Origin of the sequence: Aeromonas sp. 602658 (assembly GCF_049173005.1) — a bacterium.
GTDB lineage: Bacteria > Pseudomonadota > Gammaproteobacteria > Enterobacterales > Aeromonadaceae > Aeromonas > Aeromonas veronii_A.
In genome coordinates this window covers 68053-92159 of sequence record NZ_JAAKRF010000009.1, presented here as the reverse complement: position 1 = coordinate 92159, position 24107 = coordinate 68053, and the positions used below count along the sequence as shown (strand labels likewise).

Here is a 24107-nt window from a genome sequence, read left to right as displayed (position 1 = left end):
TGCAAGGGCAGGAGAGACCCGCCCTGTTTAACGCTTGGGTGGTGATTAGACGATATCGATGTCGACCACGGAGTCGAAAATATGGTTCGGTCGAAACGGCATACGGTCGATATCCGCTACCTTGCTCACCCCGGAGAGCACCAGCACCGTCTCGAGACCGGCCTGAAAGCCCGCCAGAATGTCGGTGCGCAGGTTGTCGCCGATGATGATGGTGTCGTCTGAGTGGGCCTCCATCCGGTTGAGCGCCGCACGGATGATCCAGGCGCTTGGCTTGCCGACATAAAACGGCTTCTTGCCGGTCATCCGCTCGATGGGGGCGCACAGGGCGCCGCAGGCCGGGTGCATCATGGGGCCGTGGGTATCGGGGTTGGTGGCGATAAAGCGGGCCCCCTGATCGACGAACTTGGCCCCCTGTTGCATCATGGTCCAGTTGTAGTTGCGGGTCTCTCCCACCACCACGAAGTCGGGGTCTATGTCGGTGATGGTGAAACCGGCCTTGTAGAGCTCGTGGGTCAGCGCCCCTTCACCGATCACATAGGCCTTCTTGCCATCCTGACGCTTGAGGAAGTCGGCGGTGCCCATGGCGGAGGTATAGAAGCACTCCTCCGGCACTTCGATCCCGGCGGAGCGGAAGCGGTTTTGCAGATCTTTCTGGGTCTGGGCCGGGTAGTTGGTGAGGAACAAGAGCTTGCTGCCCTGCTCCAGCAGGCGATGGACGAAACGGTCGGCACCGGGGATGAGATCGTTGTTGTGCAGGATGACACCGTCGATATCGCAGATGACGTTCTTCTTCATGAAAACTCCTTGTCAGGGCGCAGGCGAGCCGCCAATCGTTAAGATGTTCAATCATTTATGATTTTTGTGACGCCATTATAAGTCTGTTTGATGACAAGTCTCCCCTGTCTCGCCACTTCGGTGCACAATAAAGCTGCCGTCGGGTCAGTCTGGTGGAGGGGCTGACGCCGGATCACTTTGCTGATGGAGCCGTTGCCATGGACACCCCGATTCCCAAGCCAGTCACCCCCGAACACCTCACCGCCGCGCAATTTATCGCCGGACTGCCGAAACTGGAGCTGCACCTGCATATCGAGGGCAGCCTCGAACCCGAGCTGATGTTTGAGCTGGGCCGCCGCAATAATGTGCCACTGCCCTGGCCCGATGTGGCCAGCGTGCGCGCCGCCTATGACTTTGACTGCCTGCAATCCTTTCTCGACCTCTACTATCGCGGCGCCAGCGTGTTGGTGACCGAGCAGGACTTCTTCGACCTCACCTGGGCCTATCTTGAGCGTTGCGCCGCCGACAAGGTGGTGCATGTGGAGATCTTCTTCGACCCGCAGACCCACACTGCCCGCGGTGTCCCTTTTGCTACTGTGCTGGGCGGCATCGAGCGGGCGCTGCAGATCGGAGAGCAGGAGTTTGGCATCAGCTGGCGCCTTATCATGAGCTTTTTGCGCCACCTCAGCGAAGAGGATGCCTTTGCGACGTTGGAAGAGGCTATGCCCTTCCTGTCACGCATTCATGGCATCGGCCTCGACTCGGGGGAGAAGGGCAATCCGCCCAGCAAATTTGCCCGTATTTTTGCCAAATGCCGCGAGCTGGGGCTGCCGGTGGTGGCCCACGCCGGTGAAGAGGGGCCTGCCGACTACATCTGGCAGGCGATCAACGAGCTGCAGGTATGCCGTATCGATCACGGGGTGCGCTCGGCCGATGATCCCGAGCTGCTGCGCTATCTGGCGGATACCCGGCTGCCGCTCACCGTCTGCCCTCTCTCCAACACCCGGCTCAAGGTGTTCGGCGATATGGCCCAGCACAATGTGTTGCGGCTGCTGGAGCAGGGGCTCTGCGTCACCATCAACTCGGACGATCCCGCCTACTTTGGCGGCTATATGAATGCCAACTTTGCGGCGCTGGCCGATGGCCTTGGCGCGACCATGAGTCAGCTCTGCCGCTTGTCGCTCAATGCCGTTGAGGCGAGCTGGCTGTCTCTGGCCGACAAGGCGCGGCTGACCCGGGAGATCCGCAGTTATGCCGAGACTCACGGGGTGATCCTGCACTGAGTCAGGCGCCAATGAAGTCGAGATGAGATGCACTAGATATAAAGAGAGGCCCGCCATCACTGGCGGGCCTCTTTCGTTTCAATGGTCGGTGTGGTTATTAGGGAAGGTCAGCGTTATGCCACACGCACCAGAAACTTCTCGCCCTGACCTTCGCGCTTGAAGCGCTCGAGCAGGGTCGGCAGCGCCTCAAAGTTGCCCACCACCAGCGGCGGCAGGGTCAGCTCGCCGCTCGCCATCTGCGCCATCATGGCGACACCTGCGGCCACCAGTCGGCTCCACTGCTTGTCGGTGCCAAAGGCGTGCTGGGCGCCCAGCGCAATCTCGTGCAATGAGTGGCAATGGCTAAAGGCGGGCAGCGGATTGTGCGGGATGCGCCCCAGCACAGTCACCATATGGCCGTAGTAGCCAAGGGCGGGCAGCAGGCTCTCTGCCTGTTGGCTCGAGACCAGATCGATGATCCCCTCGAACGGCTCGTTGCCGTTGGCGGCCTGCAAGGTGGCCAGCCAGTCTGGTTCCCGATAATCGGCCACCCCCTGCACGCCGATCTGTTTGAGCCACTGATGGTGGCGTGGGCTGGCGCTGGCAAAGACCCGCGCTCCTTGCTGGAGGGCAAGTTGCACCGCAAATCGGCCGACACTGCTGCCGGCACCTGTGATGAGCAGTGCTTCCCCGTGCAGGCGCGGCAGTTTGGCCAGTGCCTGCCAGGCGGTGAGACCGGGACAGGGCAGGGCGGCGGCGGCCTCGTCACTCAGGGCATCGGGCACCGGCAGCAGGGCACGGGCCGGTACCCTGGTGTGGCGGGCAAAGCTGCCGTGGTGGCGCAGGTCGGTGTGATAGGCGACCCGGGCACCGAGGCGCAGATGGCTGACGTTGGCGCCGAGGGCCATGATAGTGCCCATGCCATCAACGCCGGGCACCTGACCGTCCTGCCAGTGGGAGTGGCCATATTCGATCAGCTTCCAGTCCACCGGATTGAAGGCGATAACCCGGTTTGCCACCAGCACCTCGTCAGGGGCGAGCGGTGCCAGGGGCAGATCGGCGAGGGTCAGCTGGGTTGGTTCACCGGGGGCATGCCAGCACCAGGCTTGGGTGTGATTCATGGTGACTCCTTGTGAAAGCGAGGGGAGATAACAACGAGATTATTGCAACAGTGATTCGGTCAGTCATATCACTGTTGCTAATGCGCAACAATACGGCAGGCCCCAACCTGTGGGGCCTGCGTTACGTAGCCGGTTGGCCATCGACAATCAGCGGCTGGCGGTTGCGTCATCGGCCTGATAGACGGGGTAATCGGTCAGCCCCTTCTCGCCGCCGCCGAACAGGGTGGCCGGATCGTGGGGGGCCAGCGGGTAGCCGTGGCGCAGACGGTTCGGCAGATCCGGGTTGGCAACGAAGGGGCGACCAAAGCCAATCATGTCGGCCCAGCCCGCTTCGAGGGCGGCGCGAGCCCGCTTGCCATCATATTTGCCGGCATAGATCAGGGTGTTGGGGAAGGCATCCCGCAGACCCTGCTTGAAGTTCTCCGGCATCAGGGGGGCATCGTCCCAGTCCGCTTCGGCGATGTGCAGGTAGACCACGTTGAGCTGGCCCAGCAGGCGGGCGGCGGCCAGATAGGTCTCCTGCGGGTTGGCATCGACTGTGCCGTTGAGGGTGGTGAGTGGCGCAAGACGCACCCCGACCCGATCGGCGCCGATTTCGCTGCTGACTGCCTCGGTCACCTCTTTGAGGAAGCGCAGCCGGTTTTCCAGCGATCCGCCATAACTGTCGGTGCGGGCGTTGGATTCGGAGTCGAGGAACTGGTTGATCAGATAACCGTTGGCAGCGTGCAGCTCGATGCCGTCAAAACCGGCGCTGATGGCGTTGCGAGCCGCCTGACGGAACTGGCCCACCACCGCATCGATATCGGCTTGGGTCATGGCGCGCGGGGTGACGGTCTCGACAAAGCCCGGCACATCGCTGCCGTTATCGACGAACACCTTGACGCCCACTGCGGGCAGGGCTGAAGCGGAGATGGGCTGGGCACCGCCGATGTTGTCCGGATGGGTGACCCGGCCCACGTGCCAGAGCTGGGCGAAGATAGTGCCTCCCTTGGCGTGCACGGCATCGGTTACAAGCTTCCAGCCAGCGATCTGCTCTGCGCTGTAGATGCCCGGCGTCCAGGCATAGCCCTTGCCCATGGGGTCGATTTGGGTGCCTTCGCTGATGATCAGGCCCGCCTCGGCGCGCTGGGCGTAGTAGCTCGCCATCATGGCGTTGGCCACATCACCGGGCTGACTGGCACGGGAGCGGGTCATGGGGGGCATGACGATGCGGTTGGCAAGGTGCAGCTGGCCGAGGCGCAGCGGGCAGAACAGGTGATCGTGGCTCATCTTGAGTTCCTCATGGTGGAAGTGAGGCCACTTTATGCCGCCATCTTGTTGTGAAAAAGAGGGGTAATTGCACAAGAGAATTGTGCTTGATGCAGCAATCAGTGCAACCCGCCAGGAAAGGAGGCGTTGAGGCATAAAGTTGAAGCATAAAAAAGAGGACCGTCTGGCCCTCTTCTGTTTTCTGCCGGTGGCTGGCTCAAGCCGCGGCGGGCATCACTTTCACCCGCTCGATGCGCCGCTCGCTCACCTCGATCACCTCGAAGTTGAGCTGCTGCAGTTGCAACTGCTGACCCGGGGTGGGCAGGGTGCCGAAGTGGGAGAGCAGCATGCCGGCCAGGGTCACGTACTCGTCGCTTTCGCTCACCAGCCCCTCGTGCTCCAGCACCTGTTCCACATGGTGGATGTTGGTGCTGCCGTTGATCAGCCACCCTTCGCCATCGCGCACGATATCCGGGGTTTCGTCCTCGTCCGGCAACTCGCCGACGATGGCCTCCAGCAGATCGTGGGTGGTGACCAGCCCCTGGATCACGCCAAACTCGTCGGAGACCAGAATAAGGCTCCCCTTGGCTTTGCGCAGCTCCGCCAGCAGCTTAATCACGTTGATGGTCTGCGGCACGATAATGGGGTCGTTCTGCTTGGCCAGTTCGCTCAAGGATTGCCCTTCGTTCAAGGCAAACAGCAGGTCGCGCGCCTTGACCACCCCGATCACCTCGTCCAGATCCCCGTCACAGATAGGGAACAGGCTGTGGGGCTCGCGCTGCAGCAGGGCACGGATTTCGTCGCTGGAGTCGTTGATATCGATCCAGGCCATCTCGGAGCGCGGGGTCATGATGGTGCGAATGGAGCGCTCGGCCAGCGACAGCACGCCGGTCACCATATAGCGCTCCTCCTCGCCAAAGCTGAGCGGTTCGGCAGGTGCGGCATCCAGATCGTCATCCGGTCTGTCCTGATACGCCTTGCTCCCCATCAATTTGAAGATGGCGGCGGTGGTGCGCTCACGCAGGGGCAGCTTGGATTCGTGACGCATGGCGCTGCGCTGGGCCAGCTGGTTGAAAAACTCGATCAGCACCGAGAAGCCGATGGCTGCGTAGAGGTAGCCCTTCGGAATATGGAAGCCAAAGCCCTCCGCCACCAGGCTGAAACCGATCATCAGCAGGAAGCTCAGGCAGAGCACCACCACGGTGGGGTGGGCGTTGACGAAGCGGGTCAGCGGCTTGGAGGCGAGCACCATCACCACCATGGCGATGGTCACGGCGGCCATCATGACGCCAAGGTGTTCCACCATGCCGACGGCGGTGATGATGGAGTCGAGCGAGAAGACCGCATCGAGCACCAGAATTTGGGCGATCACCACGCCGAAGCTGGCGTAGGCGCCGACAGGGCCGTCATCCTGGGGTTTGGCTTCCAGCCGCTCATGCAGCTCGGAGGTAGCCTTGAACAGCAGGAACAGGCCGCCTCCCATCAGGATCAGGTCCCGACCGGAGAAGGGGTGATCCCACAGGTGCAAAATCGGGGTGGTCAGGGTGACCAGCCATGACATGACGCTCAAGAGCCCAAGTCGCATCAGCAGGGCCAGCGACAGGCCGATGATGCGTGCCTTGTCCCGTTGGGCGGGGGGCAGTTTTTTCACCAGGATGGCGATAAAGACCAGGTTGTCGATCCCCAGCACGATTTCCAGAATGATCAGGGTAAACAGACCGATCCAGATATGGGGATCCAGCAGCAATTCCATTGTATGACCTCAATAAAAACAGACAGAGCAGAGAGTGATCACGGCGCACGATGGCCGCAGTAACAGCAAGGCAAAGGTGTTATTCAGAGGCGCTGATGAAGCAGAAAAAGATAGGCTTTGACAGAGAGAGACGAAGGGCAACTTCGGGGATTGTCCATGATGGGCAATAAAACCTCGGGTGAAAAATGAGCCCTGATGATAGCGGCTGGCGCCGATTTGGCAAGAGCCGCGTCAGTGGGCGTAATCGGGGGTTGTGATGCGACAGGGGGAGGCGGCGGTGCCGCGCTCCCCCGTGCGGTCGTTACAACCAGCGCTTTTCGCGGGTGAAACAGACCGACAGCCAGGCATCCCCAAGGCTATCGCCGAGGCGGGACCAGAGCTCCTGGCGCAGGGCATCCTGCCGTTCGACCGGCCACTCCTGGCCCGGTGCCACCAGAATGTTCAATTCCAGATCGAAGCGGCGCCCGCTCTTGGCCAGATGGCTGTAGCACTCGACGCCATGGCGCTGGCGCAGCGCCTCGACTTCGCTCTCGACCAGTTGGGAGACATCCCCTCTGGGGGCAATTTTCAGCACTTCCCGCAGGTTGCGACCGAGCACCTTGATGGGAATGAGGGTGGCACAGAGGGCCAGCAGCGAGACCAGCACCGGGTCTATGTAGCGGTTGTATTGGCCGTAGCCGATGGCATCAAGGCCAATGGCGACCACGAAACCGATAAGCAGGGTGGCGCTGAGCAGGGTATCCACCAGCCACTCCTTGGAGTCGACCCGCACCAGCTCGGAGTCTACCTGTTCGGCAACCTGGGCTTCGATGCGATAGATGATGGCGCAGAAGAAGGTGGAGACGGCGGCATAGATAAGGGCGTGGCCGAGATCGATCTCTCGTCCGCCATCCAGCAGGGTGGTGATGCCGCTATAGAGAGCGCCAAGGCAGAGCAGCAGAATAATGGAGCCGTTGATAACGTTGGTGATGGGCTCGAAGTGGGCGTAGCCATACTGGAAGCGCGCATCGGAAGGACGGGTAACGAGATAGGCGGTAACAAGACCGAGGCCTGTCATGCCCATGCTGAACAGGGTGAAGATACCATCGAGCATGATGGCGTTGGAACCGACGAAGAGGCCGTAGCCGATGCCGAAGATGGCAAAGGTGATACAACCGAACAGCGACAGGGTAAGCGCCTGTTTTTCGGTGGTGACCAGCGTACTGATAACATGGCTGTGGTGAGCCATAAAAGTCCTCCTTTCAAATGGTGAATATTGCCAAGCGCAAGCGGTTTTCTAGCTGATATACTGCCCGCTCACATGTGAGCGGACTGGCCTGACTGCCATTGACAGGCGGCTGGCCAGTCGTTGTCGCCGGCGTGCCGGCATCAAGCAAATAAGGGAACAAGGATTCATGATCCCGAGACTCGATTACCAGGACAGTTTGTCACCCACAACCCTGTCGTTCCTAGAGTTGCTAGGGCGCAGCGCCTTTCGTGGTGATATCGAAAAGTCTTATGCAAGCCGATTAGCGATGGCGACGGATAACAGCGTCTATCAGGTAGTACCTCAGGCGGTTCTCTATCCGCGCAGTGCGGATGACATAGCAGTGATGCTCAAGCTGGCGGCTGAGCCGGCGTTCGCCTCCCTGAGTTTTTTCCCTCGCGGTGGCGGTACCGGCACCAATGGCCAGTCATTGGGCGGCGGCATTATCGTCGATCTCTCCCGTTATATGAACCAGATCATGGAAATTAATCTGGAAGAGGGGTGGGTGCGTGCCCAGGCCGGGGTGGTGAAAGACCAGCTCAACGCCTATCTCAAGCCCCATGGCTACTTCTTCTCGCCGGATCTTTCCACCTCCAACCGCGCCACCTTAGGGGGCATGATCAACACCGACGCCTCGGGGCAGGGGTCCCTCGTTTACGGTAAAACCTCGGATCACGTGCTGGGTCTCAAGGCGGTGCTGGAGAACGGTGACATCATGGCCACCGAGCCGCTGACCGGTGAGCGACTGGCCGACAAGCTGGCGCTGGAGAGTCGGGAAGGGGAGATCTATCGCACCCTCTATCGCATCGGCAAGGAGCGTCGCGCCGACATCGAGGCGACCTTCCCCAAGCTCAATCGCTTTCTGACCGGTTACGATCTCAAGCACCTCTATCAACCCGATACCGACACGCTGGATGTGAGTCGGGTGCTGTGCGGCTCGGAAGGATCCTTGGGCTTTATCACCGAGGCCAAACTAAATATCACCCCCATCCCGCGCTACCGTACGCTCGTGAACGTCAAGTACGACAGCTTTCCTTCGGCTCTGCGCAACGCCCCCTTTATGGTGCAGGCGCAAGCGCTGTCGGTGGAGACGGTGGACTCCCGGGTGCTTGGGCTGGCCCGTGCCGACATCATCTGGCATTCGGTGAAAGAACTTATTCAGGATGTGCCCGGCAAGGATCTGCAGGGGCTCAACATCGTCGAGTTTGCCGATACCGACGAGGCAGAACACAAGGCCAAGGTGGCGGAGCTCTGCCGCCGTATCGACGACCTGCTGGCCAAGGGGGAGGCGGGGATCATCGGCTATCAGGTGTGTGACCACCTGCCGAGCATCGAGACCATCTACACCATGCGCAAGAAGTCGGTGGGGCTGCTGGGCAACGCTGAAGGACGCAAGAAGCCGGTCGCCTTCACCGAAGATACCGCCGTGCCGCCAGAGTCACTGGCCGATTTCATCATGGAGTTTCGTGCCCTGCTCGACGCCCACGGCCTCGACTACGGCATGTTTGGCCACGTCGATGCCGGTGTGCTGCACGTGCGCCCGGCGCTCGATTTGTGCGATCCCGAGCAGGAGGTGCTGCTGCGCCGCATCTCCGATCAGGTGGTGGCGCTCACCGCCAAATATGGCGGCCTGATGTGGGGCGAGCACGGCAAGGGCTTTCGCTCCGAATACAGCCCCGCCTTCTTTGGCGAACTGTGGGAAGAGCTGCAGCGGGTCAAGGGGGTATTCGACCCGGGCAACCGCATCAACCCGGGCAAGATCTGTATCCCCTATGGTAGCGGCACCGAGCTGGTGTCGGTGGATGGCCCCAAACGCGGCAAGTATGATCGCCAGATCCCGCTCGCGGTGCGCACCAGCTACACCCGCGCCATGGATTGCAACGGCAACGGTCTCTGCTTCACCTTCGAGACCGACTCCCCCATGTGCCCCTCGGTCAAGATCAGCCGTGATCGTCGCCACTCCCCCAAGGGGCGGGCGGGCCTGATGCGTGAATGGTTGCGTCAGCTGGCAGAGCAGGGCTTCGACCCGTTGGCGGAAGAGGTGGCGCTGCAATCCGGTGGTGTGCGCTTTAAACAGCTGGTGGACAAGGTGCGCAACAGCTGGGCCAAACAGCGCGGCGAGTATGATTTCTCCCACGAGGTGATGGAGGCGATGGCTGGCTGTCTGGCCTGCAAGGCGTGCACCAGCCAGTGCCCGATCAAGGTGGATGTGCCAGATTTTCGCGCCCGCTTTATGCAGCTTTATCATGGCCGCTACCTGCGCGCCCCCAAGGATTACTTCGTCGGCACGGTGGAGAGCTATGCGCCGTTGCTTGCCAAGGCGCCGAAGCTGGTCAACTTTTTCCTCGAAAAAGAGTGGGCCCAGAAGGCGACCGAGAAGAGCATCGGCATGGTGGATGTGCCGCTGCTCTCAGTGCCGACCCTTGCCGAGAGCCTGCACGATAACCGTGCCCGCTATTTTGATCTGCCGGGACTGGAGCGGATGAGCGTCGAGCAGCGCAAGCAGGTGGTGCTCATCGTGCAGGATCCCTTCACCAGTTATTACGACGCCCCTGTGGTGCGCGACCTGGTGAAACTCGCCAGCAAGCTCGGCTTCCAGCCCTACTTGCTGCCCTTTAAACCCAACGGTAAACCCCAGCATATCAAGGGGTTCCTGCGCGCCTTTGCCCGTACAGCGGCCAACAGCGCCCAGTTCCTCAACAAGGTGGCGGCGCTTGGCATTCCCATGGTGGGGGTGGATCCGGCCATGGTGCTCTGCTATCGCGACGAGTATGCCAAGGCGCTGGGGTCGGCCCGCGGTGATTTTCAGGTGTTGTTGCCGCAGGAGTGGCTGCTCTCGCTGCCAGCAGATCAACTGCCTGCTCGCACTGACAAGACCAAGAGCGAGGAGGGGGGCGAGCCCTGGTATCTCTTTGCCCACTGCACCGAGAAGACCGCCAAGTCCTCCACTCACGGCGACTGGAGCACCCTGTTTGGCCGCTTCGGGGCCAGCTTGCAGCCAGTCTCTGTGGGTTGCTGCGGTATGGCGGGCACCTATGGTCACGACGTCAAACAGGTGGAGAACTCCAAGGGCATTTATGGGTTGAGCTGGGCTGACCCGCTAGCCCGTCTACCCAAAGCGCGCTGTCTGGCGACCGGCTATTCGTGCCGCAGTCAGGTCAAGCGGATGGAGGGGGAAAAGCTCAAACATCCATTGCAAGCCCTGCTGGAGCTGCTCTGATGCTGACGTTTCCCAAGCGGTTTCGGGTGCCGAAGGCCTATCGGCACCCGCGTTTCTTGCTATTACCCGCCACCCCCGCTCAGGCGGTGGTGGAGTTTGTCGCCATGTTGCGCGAGCGTGAGCAGCTCCATCAGCTGTTTCGCCCGAACGATATCTGGCCCTCCGCCAACTTCAGCCTGAGCCAGCACGAAGGGGATCTGGAGTGGCAGCAGTCGGAGTTTCTGGCCAAGCGCTCCTTTGCCTATGGCCTCTGGAGCCCGGATCGGGAGCCGCAATTTTGGGGCGGGGTTTATCTCTACCCCTCGGTGTTGCCTGAGGTAGCGGTGGAGCTCTTCTTCTGGAAGGTGGCCGAGGCGCCAATCACGGATGAGGAGCTGGAGATTCAGCTGCGCGACTGGCTCGCCAACGTTTGGCAGTGGCCAGACCCCCGCTTGCCGGGGCGAGAAGTGCCCTGGGCTGAGTGGCCCGGCGTTACCTACCCCTGGTGACATCCCGCTTAAGGGCATGATTGTGTAACACGCAGTTCCGAGTCGGGGCTGCGTTGTTAACATGTCACCCGGTAACCAACAACTCATATAACCGAACCATTTTGTCGATGGAGGGTGTTTCACTCATATCGGTACGCATTCATCGCTTACATAAGGAGTCTGCTCGCAATGAGTCACGATATTGCGCACATCTGGCGTAAACCCATGAGTCTGGAGGGCCTCAACGCCACCTCTCGCAACACCCTGATGGCCCACCTCGATATCATCTACACCGCTTTTGGCCCCGACTGGTTGGAAGCGACCATGCCGGTGGATCACCGCACCCACCAGCCCCTTGGCATGCTGCATGGTGGTGCGTCCGTGGTGCTGGCGGAGACGCTTGGGTCGCTGGCGGCCAATATGGCGGTGGGGCCAGATAGCTACTGTGTGGGGTTGGAGGTGAATGCCAACCATCTGCGAGCCAAGCGGGAAGGGGTGGTGACCGGGCGTTGCACGCCGCTCCATCTGGGAGCAACAACCCAGGTGTGGCAGATTGAAATTCGGGACGAACGTGAGCGTTTATTGTGCACCAGCCGACTGACCATGGCGGTGCTCAAACACAAGCGGGGCAAGGACTCCAGAGAGGAGTGATCTGCAATAACGCACTATGAGTGCAAAATAAGCAAGCCATACTCGCCAGATCCCTCTATAATTGCCAACGTCTTGAGAGGCTTATCACATTTTTCAAGACAGCAGAACAAAGTGGCGCTATAATCGCCGCCTTTTTGCTATTCCGCGGTGTTAGCCGCCTGCCTTAATCTGGAAGAATCTATGTCTGATACCGAACAACTGCCCCTTTTTAGTGAGCTTGGACTGGCCGCGCCTGTATTGAAAGCGCTGCAGGACGTGGGCTATGAGCGCCCGTCACCGATCCAGGCCGCAGCAATTCCCCACCTGATGGCGGGACACGATCTGCTGGGGCAGGCGCAAACCGGTACAGGGAAGACCGCTGCTTTTGCCTTGCCTCTGTTGTCTCGTCTGGAAGCTGGTAACCGCAACACCCAGATCCTGGTGCTGGCGCCTACCCGCGAACTGGCGCTGCAGGTGGCTGAAGCGTGCCAACGCTATGCACACCACATGCCTGATTTCCACGTGCTGCCGATCTACGGTGGTGCCTCCTACGAAACCCAGACCCGCGCCCTGCGTCGTGGTGCCCAGGTTGTCGTCGGTACTCCGGGCCGCGTGATGGATCTGATCCGTCGCAAGAACTTGGATCTCTCCGGCCTGAAAGCTCTGGTACTGGACGAAGCTGATGAAATGCTGCGTATGGGCTTCATCGACGACGTGGACTGGATCATGGAGCAGTGCCCGAGCTCTCGTCAGGTTGCTCTGTTCTCTGCCACCATGCCGGAGCAGATCCGTCGCGTGGCCCAGAAGCACCTGAAGCAGCCCAAAGAGATCAAGATCGCCTCCAAGACTGCTACCGCTACCACTATTCGCCAGCGTTACTGGCAGGTAACCGGTCTGCACAAGCTGGACGCCATGACCCGCCTGCTGGAAGTGGAATCCTACGAAGCCCTGCTGGTATTCGTACGTACCAAGAACGCTGCCGAAGAGCTGGCTGGCAAGCTGGCCGCACGTGGCCACGCCTGTGAAGCGCTGCACGGTGACATCCCGCAGAAGCTGCGTGAGCGTACCGTTGACAAGCTGCGTCAGGGCCAGCTGGACATCCTGATCGCCACCGACGTGGTTGCCCGTGGTCTGGACGTTGAGCGTATCACCCACGTAGTGAACTACGACATTCCGTACGACACCGAATCCTACGTTCACCGTATCGGCCGTACCGGTCGTGCCGGTCGCAAGGGCGAGGCCATCCTGTTCGTGGCTCCGCGCGAGCGCCGCATGCTGCGCGCCATCGAGCACGCAACCCGTCAGGCCATCGAGCCGATGAAGATGCCGAGCACCGAGGACATCAACCAGCACCGGCTGGCCAAGTTCAAGGAGCGCATCCGCGAAACCATGATGGGCGAAGAGCTCGAGATCTACCACAACCTGGTAAACGAGCTGATCGAAGAAGATTCTGCCGATCCGCTGGAGCTGGCTGCCGCACTGGCCAAGCTGGTACAGGGCGACCAACCGCTGCTGCTGGATGACTCCATCCCGGATCCGCTGTTCAACAACAGCAACGATCGTGGTGGCTTCGAGCGTCGTGACTTCAACGATCGCGGCGGTCGTGACTTCGGTGACCGTGGCGATCGTCCGGCCCGTCGCATGCCGTCCCTGGAGCCGCGTCCGCTGAAAGACAACCCGGACGTGGAGATGGAGCGCTACCGTGTCGACGTGGGTGCCCATCACGGCGTCAAGCCGGGCCAGATCGTGGGCGCCATCGCCAACGAAGCGAATATCGAGAGCCGCTTCATCGGCAACATCGACATCGCTGACGACTTCTCCACCGTTGACCTGCCCAAGGGCATTAGCGCCGATGTGCTGGAAGTGATCAAGAAAGCCCGTGTTTGCCAGCGTCCGCTGCAGATCACTCGCTACACCGAGGTGCCGGCCGGTGGCAACACCAGCAGCCGTCCGCCGCGCGGTGATCGTCCGTTCCGTGGCGACCGTCCTTTCAACAAGGATCGCCGTCCGCAGGGTGACCGTCCGTTCAACAAGGATCGCCGCGAAGGTGGTTTCAACAAAGATCGCAAATTCGGTGGCAAGCGCCGCGAAAGCTGATTGCTGATCCCGTTATGAAGAAGGCCGCTCATTGAGCGGCCTTTTTTTGTGCCAGCCTCTCGCGAGGCGGTAAGGTGCTGGTGCGCCGAGGATAACAGGAAAACTGTGCTCAGAGCCTTGTGGTGAGCGCTCAGGCTGCCATAAAGCTGTCATGCTGAGGAGATAGATGACGCCGACGTGGCATGCCTCACCATCGCCCTGAGGGTGGTTTGCTGGGTACCCGTCGCTGAGCGTTAGAAAAGGGGGGCATGCCGGCTAATGACACAACGGCGATGAGCAAGCCCATGCCCAACCAGCTGCTCCATGGGAAGTGCCGGGGAGGTGTTGCTCATACAGGCGATGGTCTGGCGAGAGTGCTCACCTGTTTTTGTCGTTGTTGCCGTTGTCGGCACCGATGTTTGTGTTTTCCGGAAAGCAAAAAACCGACCCTGAGGTCGGTTTTTTTAATTTGGCGGTGAGGGAGGGATTCGAACCCTCGATACGTTGCCGTATACACACTTTCCAGGCGTGCTCCTTCAGCCACTCGGACACCTCACCAATTTTTCGTTCGCTGCGCTGTTGCGCTGGAACGGGGCGTAATTTAGGGGAAAGGGCTGTGTGGGTCAACCTCTTTTCCCCTTATTTTTCATAATCTTTTCCGAATGCCTAACCCTTGTGCAGAATGCTGGTTTTTTAAACCGGATCAGGGCTTGTCGAGGATGATCAGGCTGTCCGGCAGCTCGTTTTGATCCCGGGTGGCCGGGAAGGCATCGGTCAGAATGGCGCTAACGCGCTCAACGCACTCCAGAAAACCTTGTTCGATCTCCTTGTTGCGCACTCGCGCCACGAAGTCGTCGATGATCTCCTGCCACTGGCCGTTGTCGATATGCTGGGCGATGCCGTCATCCACCAGTATTTCTACATAGTGCTCGGCGGCCGAGACGAAGATCAGCACCCCGAGCCGGTCGCGGGTGCGGTGCAGCCCCTGCTCGACAAATTGCAGGCGAGCCATCAGGGCCGCCCGGTGCTGGCGAACCTTCTTCGGGATGAGCCGCATTTTTATTGGGGTCCAGTGGAACAGCAGGCTCAGCAGCAGCCAGACCGACCACTGCACCAGCAGGATTTCGTACCAGCCGAGCCAGAAGCCGAGCTGGAACACCAGCAGCGGGGTGAGCATCGCCAGTAGCGCCGCCCAGAGGGTGGGAATGTAGCGATAGCCATCGCTGGCCGGGGCCAGCACGGTGACCAGTTCAGCATCAGTCTCTAGCTCCGCTTCGCGCACCTTGGCCTGAAGCGTGTGGAAGAACTGTTTAGAAATCATGATTTGTCTCTTTACTCCTGTTACCAGCCACCGGAGGCTCCGCCGCCGCCAAAGCTGCCGCCGCCACCGCTGAATCCGCCGCCGGAGCGACCACCAAAGGAGCCGGCACCCAATCCACCAGCCATGTAGGCCGACCGACGTCGTCCTCCTGGCCCACCGCCACCACCGCCGCGCAGGTTGTGGAGCACGATCATCGCAATCACCACCAGAATAAACAGCCAGGGGCCGCCACCGTTGTCACTCTTCGGCTGCTCGACCGGCTGATATTCCCCGGCGAGTGCCTTCATGATGCTCTGGCTGCCCGCCATGATCCCGGCCACCATATCGCCGCGCTTGAAGGCGGGCAGGATGCGGCCATGGATGATGTTGGCTGCGATGGCGTCGGGCAGGGCGCCTTCCAATCCATAGCCTACCTCGATCCGCACCTTGCGCTCATCCTGGGCGATCAGCAACAGCACGCCATTGTTTTTACCTTTCTGGCCGATCCCCCAGTGGCGACCGAGCTGGTAGCCGTACTCCTCGATAGTCTCCCCATCGAGGCTGTCGACGGAGACCACCACCAGCTGGATACCACTGCGCTTTTCAAAGGCGGCCAGCTGTTGGGTCAGTTGATGGGCCTGTTTGCGGGACATCAGACTGGCTTCATCCACCACCCGTCCGCTCAGCGTCGGGAAGTCCGGTGCCGCTTGCAGGGCAGTGGCCCAGAGCAGCAGACAGGGAAGAAACCAGCGCAGCATCATCTTCATTGGAAGCTGACCTTGGGCGCCTCATCGGCACCGGGTTTGGCACTGAAACTGGGTTTGGCCTCCAGATCCGAGTAGAGCAACTTGGACCAGATAACGCCGGGGAAAGTGCGGATCTCGGTATTGAACTGGCGCACCGCCTCGATATAGTCGCGGCGAGCCACCGAGATGCGGTTCTCGGTTCCTTCCAGTTGGGCCTGCAGGGCAAGGAACTGCTGATCCGCTTTCAGCTCGGGGTAGCGTTCTACCACCACCATCAGGCGGGAGAGGGCGCTGGAGAGCTGGTTCTGCGCCGCTTCAAACTCCTTGAGCTGGGCAGGATCGCTCACCTGCACGCTGCCGACCCGGGCACGGGCATCGGTGACCGCCTTTAGGGTCTCCTGCTCATGGCTGGCGTAGCCCTTGACGGTGGCGACCAGATTGGGAATGAGGTCGGCGCGGCGCTGATACTGGTTCTCCACCTGCCCCCAGCTTGCTTTAACCTGCTCATCCAGGGTCGGAATGTTGTTCATGCCGCAGCCGGTCAGGCCGAGCAGCAGGGTCAGGGTCAACAGGCTCTGCGTGGTTCTGCGCCAGAGTGATGTGGCCATCTTGTTGTTCTCCTTTGATATTTCAAGTCGATAGTGCGCCATGGATGGTGTACGACCAAGCGTGCATCACCATACCAGCTTGGGGTCAGTTGCCACAACGCGCAGGTAGTTCGGGTCGCTTGTTGATGCCGGAGACCTTGGGCAGCTGGGGCTTGTCTTTTAGCCAGGATGCCAGCTCTTCCCCGCAGCCATTGCCGGGCGGAATGGGAGCCTGGGGTTCACAATCGGGGCTGCCCACCGGGCAGCGCAGCCGCACGTGGAAGTGGCTGAAGTGGCCCACCCAGGGGCGTAGCTTGGCGACCCAGGGTTCGTTACCAGCTTGTTGGCAGACCGCGGATTTGATCACCGGATTGACGAAGATGCGGGCCACCTCGGGTTTGCTGGCCGCCAGCCGCAGCAGGGTGAGCTGCTGTGGGCCAAAGCGGCCCGGTAACATTTTGTAGCTGGGTTCGTCGATCAGTGCCCACTCCTTGGGGGCATCCTGCTCCCATTTGCTGATGGGGCGGTTGGCCATGCGAAACCAGATATCGGCATCAAGGCCAGTCTGGTGGCTGCGATGACCGGAGGTAAAGGGGCCGCCACGGGCCATCGCCAGATCGGCGATATAGAGATCCGGCAGCCCGGCCATGCGGGTCTGGTTGGCCAGCGCTTGCAGATAGTGGATGAGGTCGGGGTGGCCGTAGTAGCGCAGCCGTTTGGTGCGGATCACCTGATAACCCGGCCCTTCGAGGGGCAGGGATACGCCGTTTTTCAGGCAACCGGCGGCATAACCACCGATGGCTTCCGCTTGCAATACAGTCGCCAGCAACAGGGACGTCAGCATGTGCGTGCTCCTTGTCTTGCTTCGAGTCGGCTCAGCAATACGAACAGACTCAAACATATAAATAAATAGGCCGCGGCTACCAGCAGCCAGATCTCGTAGACCAGTCCGCTGGAGTTGGCCATCTCGGTACCGACGAAGGTGAGCTCCTGCACCGAGATAAGGGAAACAATGGCGGTATCCTTCACCAGCGCGATGAGCTGACCGGTGAGGGGGGGCAACATCAGCAGCATGCCCTGCGGCAGGATCACATGGCGCAGCCGCACCCAGGGGGAGAGTCCGAGGCTCTGCGCCGCCTCCCACTGGCCACGGGGGATGGCGGCAAGCCCGGCACGGACGATCTCGGCGACGAAGGCTGCGCTGATCATGCCAACGCAGAGGGTGCCTGAGATGAGGTTTTCCCAGCGGGCTGGTGGGCCAAACAGCGCCTCTTGCCACGGGGAGAGTGATACGGTGCCGAGCCAGCGGGAGAGGCCGCTCGCAGGCAGCAGCTGGTTGGCGATAAAGAAGTAGAAGATGAAGATAAAGACCAGCGGCGGCAGATTGCGGATCAGCTGGATAAACAGGGTCGCGGGCATCACCAGCCAGGGGCGGCGGCTGAAGGCGGCTACCCCCAGCGCAGTGCCGAGCAGTAGCGCCAGCACCATGCCGAGCAGGGCGATGCGCCAGGTGGTGAGCAGACCGCTGAAAAAGTAGGGCAACTCGCCGTGAGGGCCAGGGGTGAACAGCAGATCGAAGGCCTCATGCCAGCGCCACTGATAGGCTACCCCGATGTGCAAGCGGCTGGCCAGCCAGAGGCCAGCCAGCAGCAGGATCAGGGCGATCGCCCCATCCAGCCAGTTGATGTTCCGACATGCCCCACGGACGATGCGCCGGATGGTCTCTTTTAGAGCAATCAGCATCAGGGGTTGGCGACCTGCGCTTCCCAGGCCAGGGACTTGAACCAGTAGTCATGGCGCGCCTTGAGCCAGCCATCGGCCTGACGGGCGGCGATCCACTCGTTGAACTGCTCAGCCAGGGCATCATCCCCCTTGCGCAGGGCAAAGCCTTCACTCCCTTCTGCCAGCGGTTTGGCAAACGGCATAAAGAGGGCATCCGGGTGGCGCAGCGCCTCTTGCTCGGGTTTCGGGGAAGAGGAGAGGGCGCCGTGGGCGCGGCCGTTCAGCACCTCCTGAAATACCTGTGACTCGTCATCAAACTGGCGCAGGGTGGCCTTGGGGAAGTGTTCTTTTGCCACCTGTACCGGTGAGGCGCCACGACGTACCGCCAGGATCACCCCGCGCTGGTTGAAGTCCGCCACGGTTTTCTTCTCTTTGGCCATGGCGCTGGAGGCGGCCAGCTGCACCCCCGAGTGGGAGTAGGCCTGGGTGAAACGCACGCTCTTCTCCCGCTCGGGGGTGATGGTGAGGCCGCCGATGATGACGTCATACTTTTTCGCCAACAGGGAGGGGATGATGCCATCCCAGGCGGTAGGCACGAACTCTACCTGCCAGCCGTTATCTGTGGCGAGGCGACGGGCCACGTCAATCTCGAAACCGATCAGGGCCCCCTGCTTGTCGCGCATAGCCCATGGGGCGAAGGTGGACATGCCGACCCGCAGGGTACCGCTCTGCTCGATCTGCGCCTGGGTGTCGGAGGGGGCAGTTTGTGCCAGTGCCGGAGTGAGCAGGCTTGCCAGCAGCAGGGCTGCGCCCGACAGGGTGGTCTTGAATGACAGATTCATGGTTAGCGTCCTTGTTGATCCGGATTCAGGTTACGGGCCAGTGCCCGCGAACAGGCTGACAGCGTCAGGGTTAACAGCAAATAGAGGGCAGCTACGGTAAACCACACCTCAAAGGTCAGAAACGTATCGGCAACCAGAGTACGCCCTTCGTTGGTCAGATCGAAGATGGCGATCACACTCACCAGAGCCGAATGTTTGATAAGGGAGACCAGCTCGTTGGTCAGCGGCGGCAAGGTGATGCGCACCAGCTGGGGCAGGATCACCTTGCGCAGGGTGATGGCCCGTGACAAGCCAAGCGACTGGGCTGCCTCCCACTGTCCTTTGGGAATGGCCTGTACACCTGCACGCAGCACTTCGGCGGTGAAGGCCCCCTGATAGAGGGAGAGGCTCAACACGGCGCAGGCAAGGGGGGCCAATCCCAGCATGGGGCCCAGCAAGAAATAGAGAATATAGAGCTGCACCAACTGGGGCGTGGTGCGCACCAGCGCCAGATAGGTGATAGCGAGCCAGGGGCCGAGCCGGGAGGGAAGCAGCCGCAGGCTGACCACGCACACCCCGACCGCCATCGTGCCCAACAGACTGAGCAGCGCCACCTGCAAAGTGACCAGCAGGCCGTTTAGTAAGGGGCCGGCATAAAAGGTTCCCTCATCCCACTCGCCGAGAAAGGGCAACACTCGCGGCCACTGCCACTCATAGCCCATCTGGCGAGCGCCGCTATAGAGCGCCCAGCCGAGCAACACAGAGAGCATCACAGTGCCCGACAACCAGCCGAGCAGGCGGGGAAGATTGAGCCTAGCCATGATAGCTGAGCACCTGTTCGAGGAAGGCCCGGGTGCGCGGGTGCCGGGGGGCGTTGAACAGCTGGGCGGGCGGGGCCGACTCGATGATCTTGCCCTCGTCCATAAAGAGCACCCGATCCGCCACCTGACGGGCAAAGCCCATCTCGTGAGTGACGCAGATCAGGGTCATCCCCTCGTCAGCCAGCTCGCGGATCACATCGAGCACTTCGCGGATCATCTCGGGGTCGAGGGCGGAGGTGGGCTCGTCAAACAGCATTAGCTCGGGTTGCATGCAGAGGGAGCGGGCGATGGCGACCCGCTGCTGCTGGCCGCCGGAGAGCTGGTGGGGGTACTTGTCGGCCTGCGCCTGAATGCGCACCCGCTCGAGCAGCCCGAGCGCCCGGGCTTTGGCCTCCTGAGGGCGCAACCCCAGGGTATGCACCGGCGCCACCATCAGGTTTTCCAGCACCGTCATATGGGGGAAGAGGTTGAACTGCTGAAACACCATGCCAACCCGACCTTGCAGGCGGCGCAGGTAGGAAGGGGTCACCGGCTCGCCAAACAGGAACAGCTGGCCGTCGTCGATCCCCTCCAGCCCGTTGATGGTGCGGATCAGGGTCGATTTTCCCGAGCCTGACGGGCCACAGATGACCCACTTCTCTCCCCGTTCAATGGTGAGATCGATGTGATGAAGCGCCTGAAAATCGCCATAGAATTTGTCGACGCCACAAAAGCGCACACAGGATTGCGAGCTGGTCAAGAAGCGGGTTCCACTGAGAATCATTTACGCCATGGTATTGATTTTATAGGGGGATGACAAAGAAAACCCCCTTGTCAGCATCCTGATGGCTATTCACAATGGCGCCATTTCGTGATGACAGGAGCTTTTCATGCGTATTACATCCTTGCTTGCCGGTTCGCAGGTGCAGCTGTTGATGCCGCCAGCGGTTCGCTATCGCTGCGTCATTTTTCTGCTGTTGCTGGTGAGTTGGAGCGTGGTGGTGGCCTCCTTGTGGGATGGCTGGGGCGCCATGGCGCTGCTCAACTGGGTGGGTGTGGTCTTTGGTGGCATCACCGGGATCATGGTGTCGCTGCCCCGCAGCTGGCAGCCCTGGCGCCTGGCGGAGCTGGGGTGGGATGAACAGCATATCTATCTGCTCAATGGCAACAAGGATGAGGCGCTGGCACTGCCCCGCAGCACGCTGGTGGCGCTTGAACGGGAGCGGCGAGTGGGCCACGACGGCCAGTGGCTCGACTTCAGCCTCGATCTGCAACTGAGTGAAGAGGAGCTGGCGGCGGCCATGGCCTTACTGGATCTCAAGGCGGGGGAGCTCCATCTGGTGAGCCCGTCTGTCTATCGCTTCGGCTTTAAACGGGCCTGGCACGGTCGCCGGAGGCTGGCGCAACGGTTGTCAGATCTGCAATCGGCCTGAGTCGACTATTTTCTCGACAATTCCCGGCAAAGCTCAGATACTGCCAGTGACTCGAATTGATCTTGTCTGCACTGTTAACCCAAGAGATCAATCACTTGACGACAGTGTGGAGAAGGCCACGGCATGAAGCCATGGCAGGTCCGGCATAGGGGTTGTGCCCTTACCGTTATGCTGGGAATTGCATAGAGAAGGCACCTTGAATCGAGAGTGGATGGCATGAAGATTTACGTAGGAAATCTGTCGTACCGGATGACGGCCGACGAACTGAAAACCCTGTTCAGCCAGTTTGGACAGGTCGACAAGGTTGATATCATCATCGACCGCGATACCGGCCAGTCAAAGGGGTTTGGTTTTATTGAAATGCCGGTCAATGGTGATGCCGAAAAGGCCATCGCTGGTCTGCATGGCACAGAAGTCGGTGGCCGTACCATCACCGTCAACCAGGCCAAACCGAAGACAGATGCTCCCCGTGGTCGCCCGCAACAGCGCCACCGCTAAGGTACCTCGGCAATAAAAAAACGGCATGGGTTTCCCCCATGCCGTTTTTGTTTCTGAATGTTTTGCTGTGATCAGGGGACGTCGTAACCGAGTGCCGCCTTGCGGATGCGGAACCACTGCTGGCGGTTAAGCTCGATGGATTCGGCGGCCACGGCGGCGGCAATCCGCTCCCGCTTGCCGGAGCCAATCAATGGCAGCGGCTGGCTTGGCAGCATCATTACCCAAGCGTAGACCACCTGCTCGATAGTCTGGGCGCCCACTTCCTGACGGATCTGCTCCAGTTCGGCACGCAGCGGGGCATAGGCCTCATCGCTGAACAGTCGGCCGCCGCCGAGACATGACCAGGCCATCGGCTTGATGCCAAGCTGCTGGCACTGATCCAGGGTACCATCGAGGGTCCCTTCCTGATGAAGCGGCGAGATCTCCAGCTGGTTGGTGACTAGCGGGAAGGGGAGGCGCGATTGCAGTAGCTCGAACTGACGGGCGGTGAAGTTGGATACCCCGGCGTGCTTGATCTTACCCGCCTGTTTCAGGGTGATAAAGGCGTCGGCCACATCATCGGCGTTCATCAGGGGATCCGGGCGGTGGATCAGCAGCAGGTCCAGATGGTCGGTGCCGAGCTTGCGCAGCGAGGCCTCGGCGCTGGCGATGATATGGTCCTTGCCGGTGTTGTAGTGGTTGAGAGCATGCTCCGGCTTGGCGGTGAGGGCGATACAGCACTTGGTGACGATCTCCATCCGGCTGCGCAGGGAAGGCTCGAGGCGTAGGGCGTGACCAAAGGCCTCTTCGCACTGGTAGCCACCATAGATATCGGCGTGATCGATGGTGGTGACCCCCAGATCCAGATGATATTTCATCAGATCGAGCAGAGCGGCCGGAGAGAGCTGCCACTCCATCAGGCGCCAGTAACCCATGATGAGGCGAGAGAAGGTGGGGCCTTGCGGATGCAGGGCGACACGGGATACGGACATGGTTGACTCCTTTAAAAACGCGATGCGAAAACGATGTGCAACATGGATGACTGCGGGCATCTTGGCCCCATGTGGCTGGCAAAGCAATAATGGACAGTGGCATGATTCGAACTTTGGTTCTGACCGAAGAGAGTTGGGGAGATAATTGGATGGAAGGATTTGCCGAGCGCTTGCAGAGCCTGATCGGGGAGATGAGCGTGAGCGCCTTTGCCCGCAAGGTGGGGCTCAGTGAAGCGCTGATCCGCAAATATTTGAAGGGGGCCGAGCCTGGCCTGGCGCGGGCCAACCAGATCGCCATGGGGGCCAACTGCTCGCTGGAGTGGCTGGCGACCGGATGCGGTTATCTCTACCGTCAGGCGGAAGTGGTGGACAGGGAGGCGCTGGCTGCGGCGCAGCAACTGCTGGGCGAGCAGCAACCCGGGGTGGGGCTGCCCGATGAGGAGGCGCTGGTCACCCTGCTCGCCTACTACCAGTTTTTGCGCACCCACAAGAAAGCGGACGGTTTTCTCGACTTGGCGCTGGCGCGGGAGTTTGGCCGCCATCTGGGGGAAGCGTGATGAGGAGCATATTACCCTTTGGTCGTGTCACGGCCGGTTGATTATTCTGATACGCTCTAAGCAAGATAAGTCTCCATGGAATGGGCGATGAGCTACTTGATCCTCGGAAGTGGTGCGCTGGGCTCGGCGCTGGCAAGAGAGCTGATGGCAAGGGGGGAGTCATTCCTGCTGGCCGGGCGCAACTATCCCAAAGGGATCGAGATGGAGGACTTCTTCCCGCTGCCAGATGTCGATGCCATCTCGTTCGATGCCTTGTTTACCCTCTACGATTGCGATCCGCTTCCCACCGTGGTGATCAATACCATCGGCGTGTTGCACGATGTCAGCTTTATGCCGGAGCGGCGGGTCGAAGAGGTGCACCCCAAGTGGCTGTGCGACAGCCTGCTGGCCAATGCCTGGCCAACACTGGCGCTGGCTGCCCGTTTCAGCCGGTTGATGGGCAATGACCATCCGCTGTGGCTCTGCGCCATCTCCGATCTGGCGGGCTCCATCACCGCCAATCTGGAGGGGGGACGTTACAGCTACCGGATGAGCAAGGCGGCCCTCGACATGGGGGTGAAAACCCTGGCCCTTGAGTGGACGCAGCGTTTCCCGCAAGCAGGGGTGGTGGCCGTTGCGCCCGGCTTGATGGACTCCCCGATGAATACCCCCTTTCTGAGCGAGTTGCCCGCGGATCAATTGCTGGATCCTGCCGAGGTAGCGGTGAAACTGCTCAATCTCATCAAGGGGTTATCATTGGCCCAATCGGGCCAGCTACTGGATCTGAACGGTCAGCCGCTGCCCTGGTAAATCCCGCCTGCGGGTTCTACGGACGTCTATTGGCTTCACATTCTGCTCATGCGCCCCTTGCCAAGCGAGGGGCGCATGGCTAACGT

General features: G+C 60.8%; 23 protein-coding genes and 1 tRNA gene. 9 read left to right on the top strand and 15 right to left on the bottom strand.

Annotation, left to right across the window (positions count from 1 at the left end):
- Positions 1 to 45: 45 nt before the first annotated feature.
- Positions 46 to 795 (bottom strand): HAD-IIA family hydrolase, encoded by a 750-nt coding sequence (locus tag G5253_RS09570; protein ID WP_005337281.1) that lies wholly within the window; start codon positions 793 to 795, stop codon positions 46 to 48.
- Between the two features lie 197 nt (positions 796 to 992).
- Between G5253_RS09570 and G5253_RS09565 the strand changes: the two genes are divergently transcribed.
- Positions 993 to 2057, top strand: coding sequence for an adenosine deaminase (locus G5253_RS09565; RefSeq protein ID WP_266135628.1), 1065 nt, complete (start codon positions 993 to 995; stop codon positions 2055 to 2057).
- Between the two features lie 113 nt (positions 2058 to 2170).
- On the opposite strand, the gene G5253_RS09560 is transcribed toward G5253_RS09565, so the two are convergent.
- The 4 genes from G5253_RS09560 to G5253_RS09545 all read right to left on the bottom strand — a co-directional run bounded on the left by G5253_RS09560 (position 2171) and on the right by G5253_RS09545 (position 7386).
- Entirely contained in the window at positions 2171 to 3157 is a 987-nt protein-coding gene (locus G5253_RS09560) for a zinc-binding dehydrogenase (RefSeq protein WP_266135627.1), read from the bottom strand.
- A gap of 147 nt (positions 3158 to 3304) precedes the next feature.
- On the bottom strand, positions 3305 to 4426 hold the full coding sequence (locus G5253_RS09555) for an alkene reductase (RefSeq protein WP_266135626.1): 1122 nt from the start codon (positions 4424 to 4426) through the stop codon (positions 3305 to 3307).
- 196 nt (positions 4427 to 4622) lie between these two features.
- Complete coding sequence (locus G5253_RS09550) at positions 4623 to 6158, bottom strand: TerC family protein (RefSeq protein ID WP_266135625.1); 1536 nt, start codon at positions 6156 to 6158, stop codon at positions 4623 to 4625.
- Between the two features lie 301 nt (positions 6159 to 6459).
- Positions 6460 to 7386 carry a cation diffusion facilitator family transporter gene (locus tag G5253_RS09545; protein ID WP_266135624.1) on the bottom strand — a complete coding sequence of 309 codons (927 nt, stop codon included), beginning with the start codon at positions 7384 to 7386 and terminating at the stop codon, positions 6460 to 6462.
- A gap of 166 nt (positions 7387 to 7552) precedes the next feature.
- Between G5253_RS09545 and G5253_RS09540 the strand changes: the two genes are divergently transcribed.
- From G5253_RS09540 to G5253_RS09525, 4 genes are all read left to right on the top strand, one after another.
- Entirely contained in the window at positions 7553 to 10624 is a 3072-nt protein-coding gene (locus tag G5253_RS09540; protein WP_421203191.1) for an FAD-binding and (Fe-S)-binding domain-containing protein, read from the top strand.
- Positions 10624 to 11112 carry a hypothetical protein gene (locus G5253_RS09535; RefSeq protein ID WP_227342545.1) on the top strand — a complete coding sequence of 163 codons (489 nt, stop codon included), beginning with the start codon at positions 10624 to 10626 and terminating at the stop codon, positions 11110 to 11112. Before G5253_RS09540 ends, G5253_RS09535 begins: the two co-directional genes overlap by 1 nt.
- A gap of 168 nt (positions 11113 to 11280) precedes the next feature.
- Positions 11281 to 11742, top strand: coding sequence for a hotdog fold thioesterase (locus G5253_RS09530; RefSeq protein WP_265062624.1), 462 nt, complete (start codon positions 11281 to 11283; stop codon positions 11740 to 11742).
- 180 nt (positions 11743 to 11922) lie between these two features.
- Positions 11923 to 13818 carry a DEAD/DEAH box helicase gene (locus G5253_RS09525; RefSeq protein WP_199258754.1) on the top strand — a complete coding sequence of 632 codons (1896 nt, stop codon included), beginning with the start codon at positions 11923 to 11925 and terminating at the stop codon, positions 13816 to 13818.
- 449 nt (positions 13819 to 14267) lie between these two features.
- Here G5253_RS09525 and G5253_RS09520 read toward each other — a convergent pair.
- The 9 genes from G5253_RS09520 to G5253_RS09480 all read right to left on the bottom strand — a co-directional run bounded on the left by G5253_RS09520 (position 14268) and on the right by G5253_RS09480 (position 20557).
- Positions 14268 to 14355, bottom strand: a tRNA-Ser gene (locus tag G5253_RS09520).
- Between the two features lie 145 nt (positions 14356 to 14500).
- Positions 14501 to 15118 carry a TPM domain-containing protein gene (locus tag G5253_RS09515; protein ID WP_005337196.1) on the bottom strand — a complete coding sequence of 206 codons (618 nt, stop codon included), beginning with the start codon at positions 15116 to 15118 and terminating at the stop codon, positions 14501 to 14503.
- A gap of 20 nt (positions 15119 to 15138) precedes the next feature.
- Positions 15139 to 15864 carry a TPM domain-containing protein gene (locus G5253_RS09510; RefSeq protein ID WP_005337195.1) on the bottom strand — a complete coding sequence of 242 codons (726 nt, stop codon included), beginning with the start codon at positions 15862 to 15864 and terminating at the stop codon, positions 15139 to 15141.
- On the bottom strand, positions 15861 to 16451 hold the full coding sequence (locus G5253_RS09505; protein ID WP_005346564.1) for a LemA family protein: 591 nt from the start codon (positions 16449 to 16451) through the stop codon (positions 15861 to 15863). The genes G5253_RS09510 and G5253_RS09505 overlap by 4 nt, the downstream gene beginning before the upstream one ends.
- Before the next feature lie 85 nt (positions 16452 to 16536).
- Positions 16537 to 17274 (bottom strand): penicillin-insensitive murein endopeptidase, encoded by a 738-nt coding sequence (gene mepA, locus G5253_RS09500; RefSeq protein WP_005359850.1) that lies wholly within the window; start codon positions 17272 to 17274, stop codon positions 16537 to 16539.
- The gene (locus tag G5253_RS09495; RefSeq protein WP_158110721.1) at positions 17268 to 18173 is read right to left on the bottom strand and encodes an amino acid ABC transporter permease; all 906 of its coding nucleotides are present in this window, start codon (positions 18171 to 18173) and stop codon (positions 17268 to 17270) included. Before G5253_RS09495 ends, mepA begins: the two co-directional genes overlap by 7 nt.
- Positions 18173 to 18994, bottom strand: a complete 822-nt coding sequence (locus tag G5253_RS09490; RefSeq protein ID WP_159157069.1) for a transporter substrate-binding domain-containing protein — start codon at positions 18992 to 18994, stop codon at positions 18173 to 18175. The genes G5253_RS09495 and G5253_RS09490 overlap by 1 nt, the downstream gene beginning before the upstream one ends.
- Before the next feature lie 2 nt (positions 18995 to 18996).
- Complete coding sequence (locus tag G5253_RS09485; RefSeq protein ID WP_159157068.1) at positions 18997 to 19794, bottom strand: amino acid ABC transporter permease; 798 nt, start codon at positions 19792 to 19794, stop codon at positions 18997 to 18999.
- Positions 19787 to 20557, bottom strand: coding sequence for an amino acid ABC transporter ATP-binding protein (locus G5253_RS09480; RefSeq protein WP_266135538.1), 771 nt, complete (start codon positions 20555 to 20557; stop codon positions 19787 to 19789). The genes G5253_RS09485 and G5253_RS09480 overlap by 8 nt, the downstream gene beginning before the upstream one ends.
- Positions 20558 to 20663: 106 nt before the next feature.
- On the opposite strand from G5253_RS09480, the gene G5253_RS09475 reads away from it, so the two are divergent.
- Positions 20664 to 21206, top strand: a complete 543-nt coding sequence (locus G5253_RS09475; protein WP_227342565.1) for a hypothetical protein — start codon at positions 20664 to 20666, stop codon at positions 21204 to 21206.
- A gap of 216 nt (positions 21207 to 21422) precedes the next feature.
- Positions 21423 to 21704, top strand: coding sequence for an RNA recognition motif domain-containing protein (locus tag G5253_RS09470; RefSeq protein WP_005337180.1), 282 nt, complete (start codon positions 21423 to 21425; stop codon positions 21702 to 21704).
- A 71-nt stretch (positions 21705 to 21775) separates the two neighbouring features.
- Here G5253_RS09470 and G5253_RS09465 read toward each other — a convergent pair whose 3' ends face one another.
- On the bottom strand, positions 21776 to 22675 hold the full coding sequence (locus G5253_RS09465) for an aldo/keto reductase (protein ID WP_266135537.1): 900 nt from the start codon (positions 22673 to 22675) through the stop codon (positions 21776 to 21778).
- Positions 22676 to 22824: 149 nt separating this feature from the next.
- On the opposite strand from G5253_RS09465, the gene G5253_RS09460 reads away from it, so the two are divergent.
- Together G5253_RS09460 and G5253_RS09455 are read left to right on the top strand one after the other, a co-directional pair.
- Positions 22825 to 23232 carry a helix-turn-helix domain-containing protein gene (locus G5253_RS09460; protein WP_033137628.1) on the top strand — a complete coding sequence of 136 codons (408 nt, stop codon included), beginning with the start codon at positions 22825 to 22827 and terminating at the stop codon, positions 23230 to 23232.
- A gap of 87 nt (positions 23233 to 23319) precedes the next feature.
- Entirely contained in the window at positions 23320 to 24021 is a 702-nt protein-coding gene (locus tag G5253_RS09455; RefSeq protein WP_266135536.1) for a short-chain dehydrogenase, read from the top strand.
- The last annotated feature ends 86 nt before the right edge of the window (positions 24022 to 24107 follow it).

Bases quoted from the DNA above. Each gene is read 5' to 3' on its own strand.
- mepA (WP_005359850.1), bottom strand. From the start codon at position 17,274: ATGCTGACGTCCCTGTTGCTGGCGACTGTATTGCAAGCGGAAGCCATC.
- G5253_RS09515 (WP_005337196.1), bottom strand. From the start codon at position 15,118: ATGATTTCTAAACAGTTCTTCCACACGCTTCAGGCCAAGGTGCGCGAA.
- G5253_RS09505 (WP_005346564.1), bottom strand. From the start codon at position 16,451: ATGGCCACATCACTCTGGCGCAGAACCACGCAGAGCCTGTTGACCCTG.
- G5253_RS09545 (WP_266135624.1), bottom strand. From the start codon at position 7,386: ATGGCTCACCACAGCCATGTTATCAGTACGCTGGTCACCACCGAAAAA.
- G5253_RS09535 (WP_227342545.1), top strand. From the start codon at position 10,624: ATGCTGACGTTTCCCAAGCGGTTTCGGGTGCCGAAGGCCTATCGGCAC.
- G5253_RS09565 (WP_266135628.1), top strand. From the start codon at position 993: ATGGACACCCCGATTCCCAAGCCAGTCACCCCCGAACACCTCACCGCC.
- G5253_RS09510 (WP_005337195.1), bottom strand. From the start codon at position 15,864: ATGAAGATGATGCTGCGCTGGTTTCTTCCCTGTCTGCTGCTCTGGGCC.
- G5253_RS09455 (WP_266135536.1), top strand. From the start codon at position 23,320: ATGAGCTACTTGATCCTCGGAAGTGGTGCGCTGGGCTCGGCGCTGGCA.
- G5253_RS09540 (WP_421203191.1), top strand. From the start codon at position 7,553: ATGATCCCGAGACTCGATTACCAGGACAGTTTGTCACCCACAACCCTG.
- G5253_RS09555 (WP_266135626.1), bottom strand. From the start codon at position 4,426: ATGAGCCACGATCACCTGTTCTGCCCGCTGCGCCTCGGCCAGCTGCAC.
- G5253_RS09460 (WP_033137628.1), top strand. From the start codon at position 22,825: ATGGAAGGATTTGCCGAGCGCTTGCAGAGCCTGATCGGGGAGATGAGC.
- G5253_RS09485 (WP_159157068.1), bottom strand. From the start codon at position 19,794: ATGGCTAGGCTCAATCTTCCCCGCCTGCTCGGCTGGTTGTCGGGCACT.
- G5253_RS09560 (WP_266135627.1), bottom strand. From the start codon at position 3,157: ATGAATCACACCCAAGCCTGGTGCTGGCATGCCCCCGGTGAACCAACC.
- G5253_RS09490 (WP_159157069.1), bottom strand. From the start codon at position 18,994: ATGAATCTGTCATTCAAGACCACCCTGTCGGGCGCAGCCCTGCTGCTG.
- G5253_RS09480 (WP_266135538.1), bottom strand. From the start codon at position 20,557: ATGATTCTCAGTGGAACCCGCTTCTTGACCAGCTCGCAATCCTGTGTG.
- G5253_RS09530 (WP_265062624.1), top strand. From the start codon at position 11,281: ATGAGTCACGATATTGCGCACATCTGGCGTAAACCCATGAGTCTGGAG.
- G5253_RS09525 (WP_199258754.1), top strand. From the start codon at position 11,923: ATGTCTGATACCGAACAACTGCCCCTTTTTAGTGAGCTTGGACTGGCC.
- G5253_RS09475 (WP_227342565.1), top strand. From the start codon at position 20,664: ATGCGTATTACATCCTTGCTTGCCGGTTCGCAGGTGCAGCTGTTGATG.
- G5253_RS09570 (WP_005337281.1), bottom strand. From the start codon at position 795: ATGAAGAAGAACGTCATCTGCGATATCGACGGTGTCATCCTGCACAAC.
- G5253_RS09495 (WP_158110721.1), bottom strand. From the start codon at position 18,173: ATGCTGATTGCTCTAAAAGAGACCATCCGGCGCATCGTCCGTGGGGCA.
- G5253_RS09465 (WP_266135537.1), bottom strand. From the start codon at position 22,675: ATGTCCGTATCCCGTGTCGCCCTGCATCCGCAAGGCCCCACCTTCTCT.
- G5253_RS09550 (WP_266135625.1), bottom strand. From the start codon at position 6,158: ATGGAATTGCTGCTGGATCCCCATATCTGGATCGGTCTGTTTACCCTG.
- G5253_RS09470 (WP_005337180.1), top strand. From the start codon at position 21,423: ATGAAGATTTACGTAGGAAATCTGTCGTACCGGATGACGGCCGACGAA.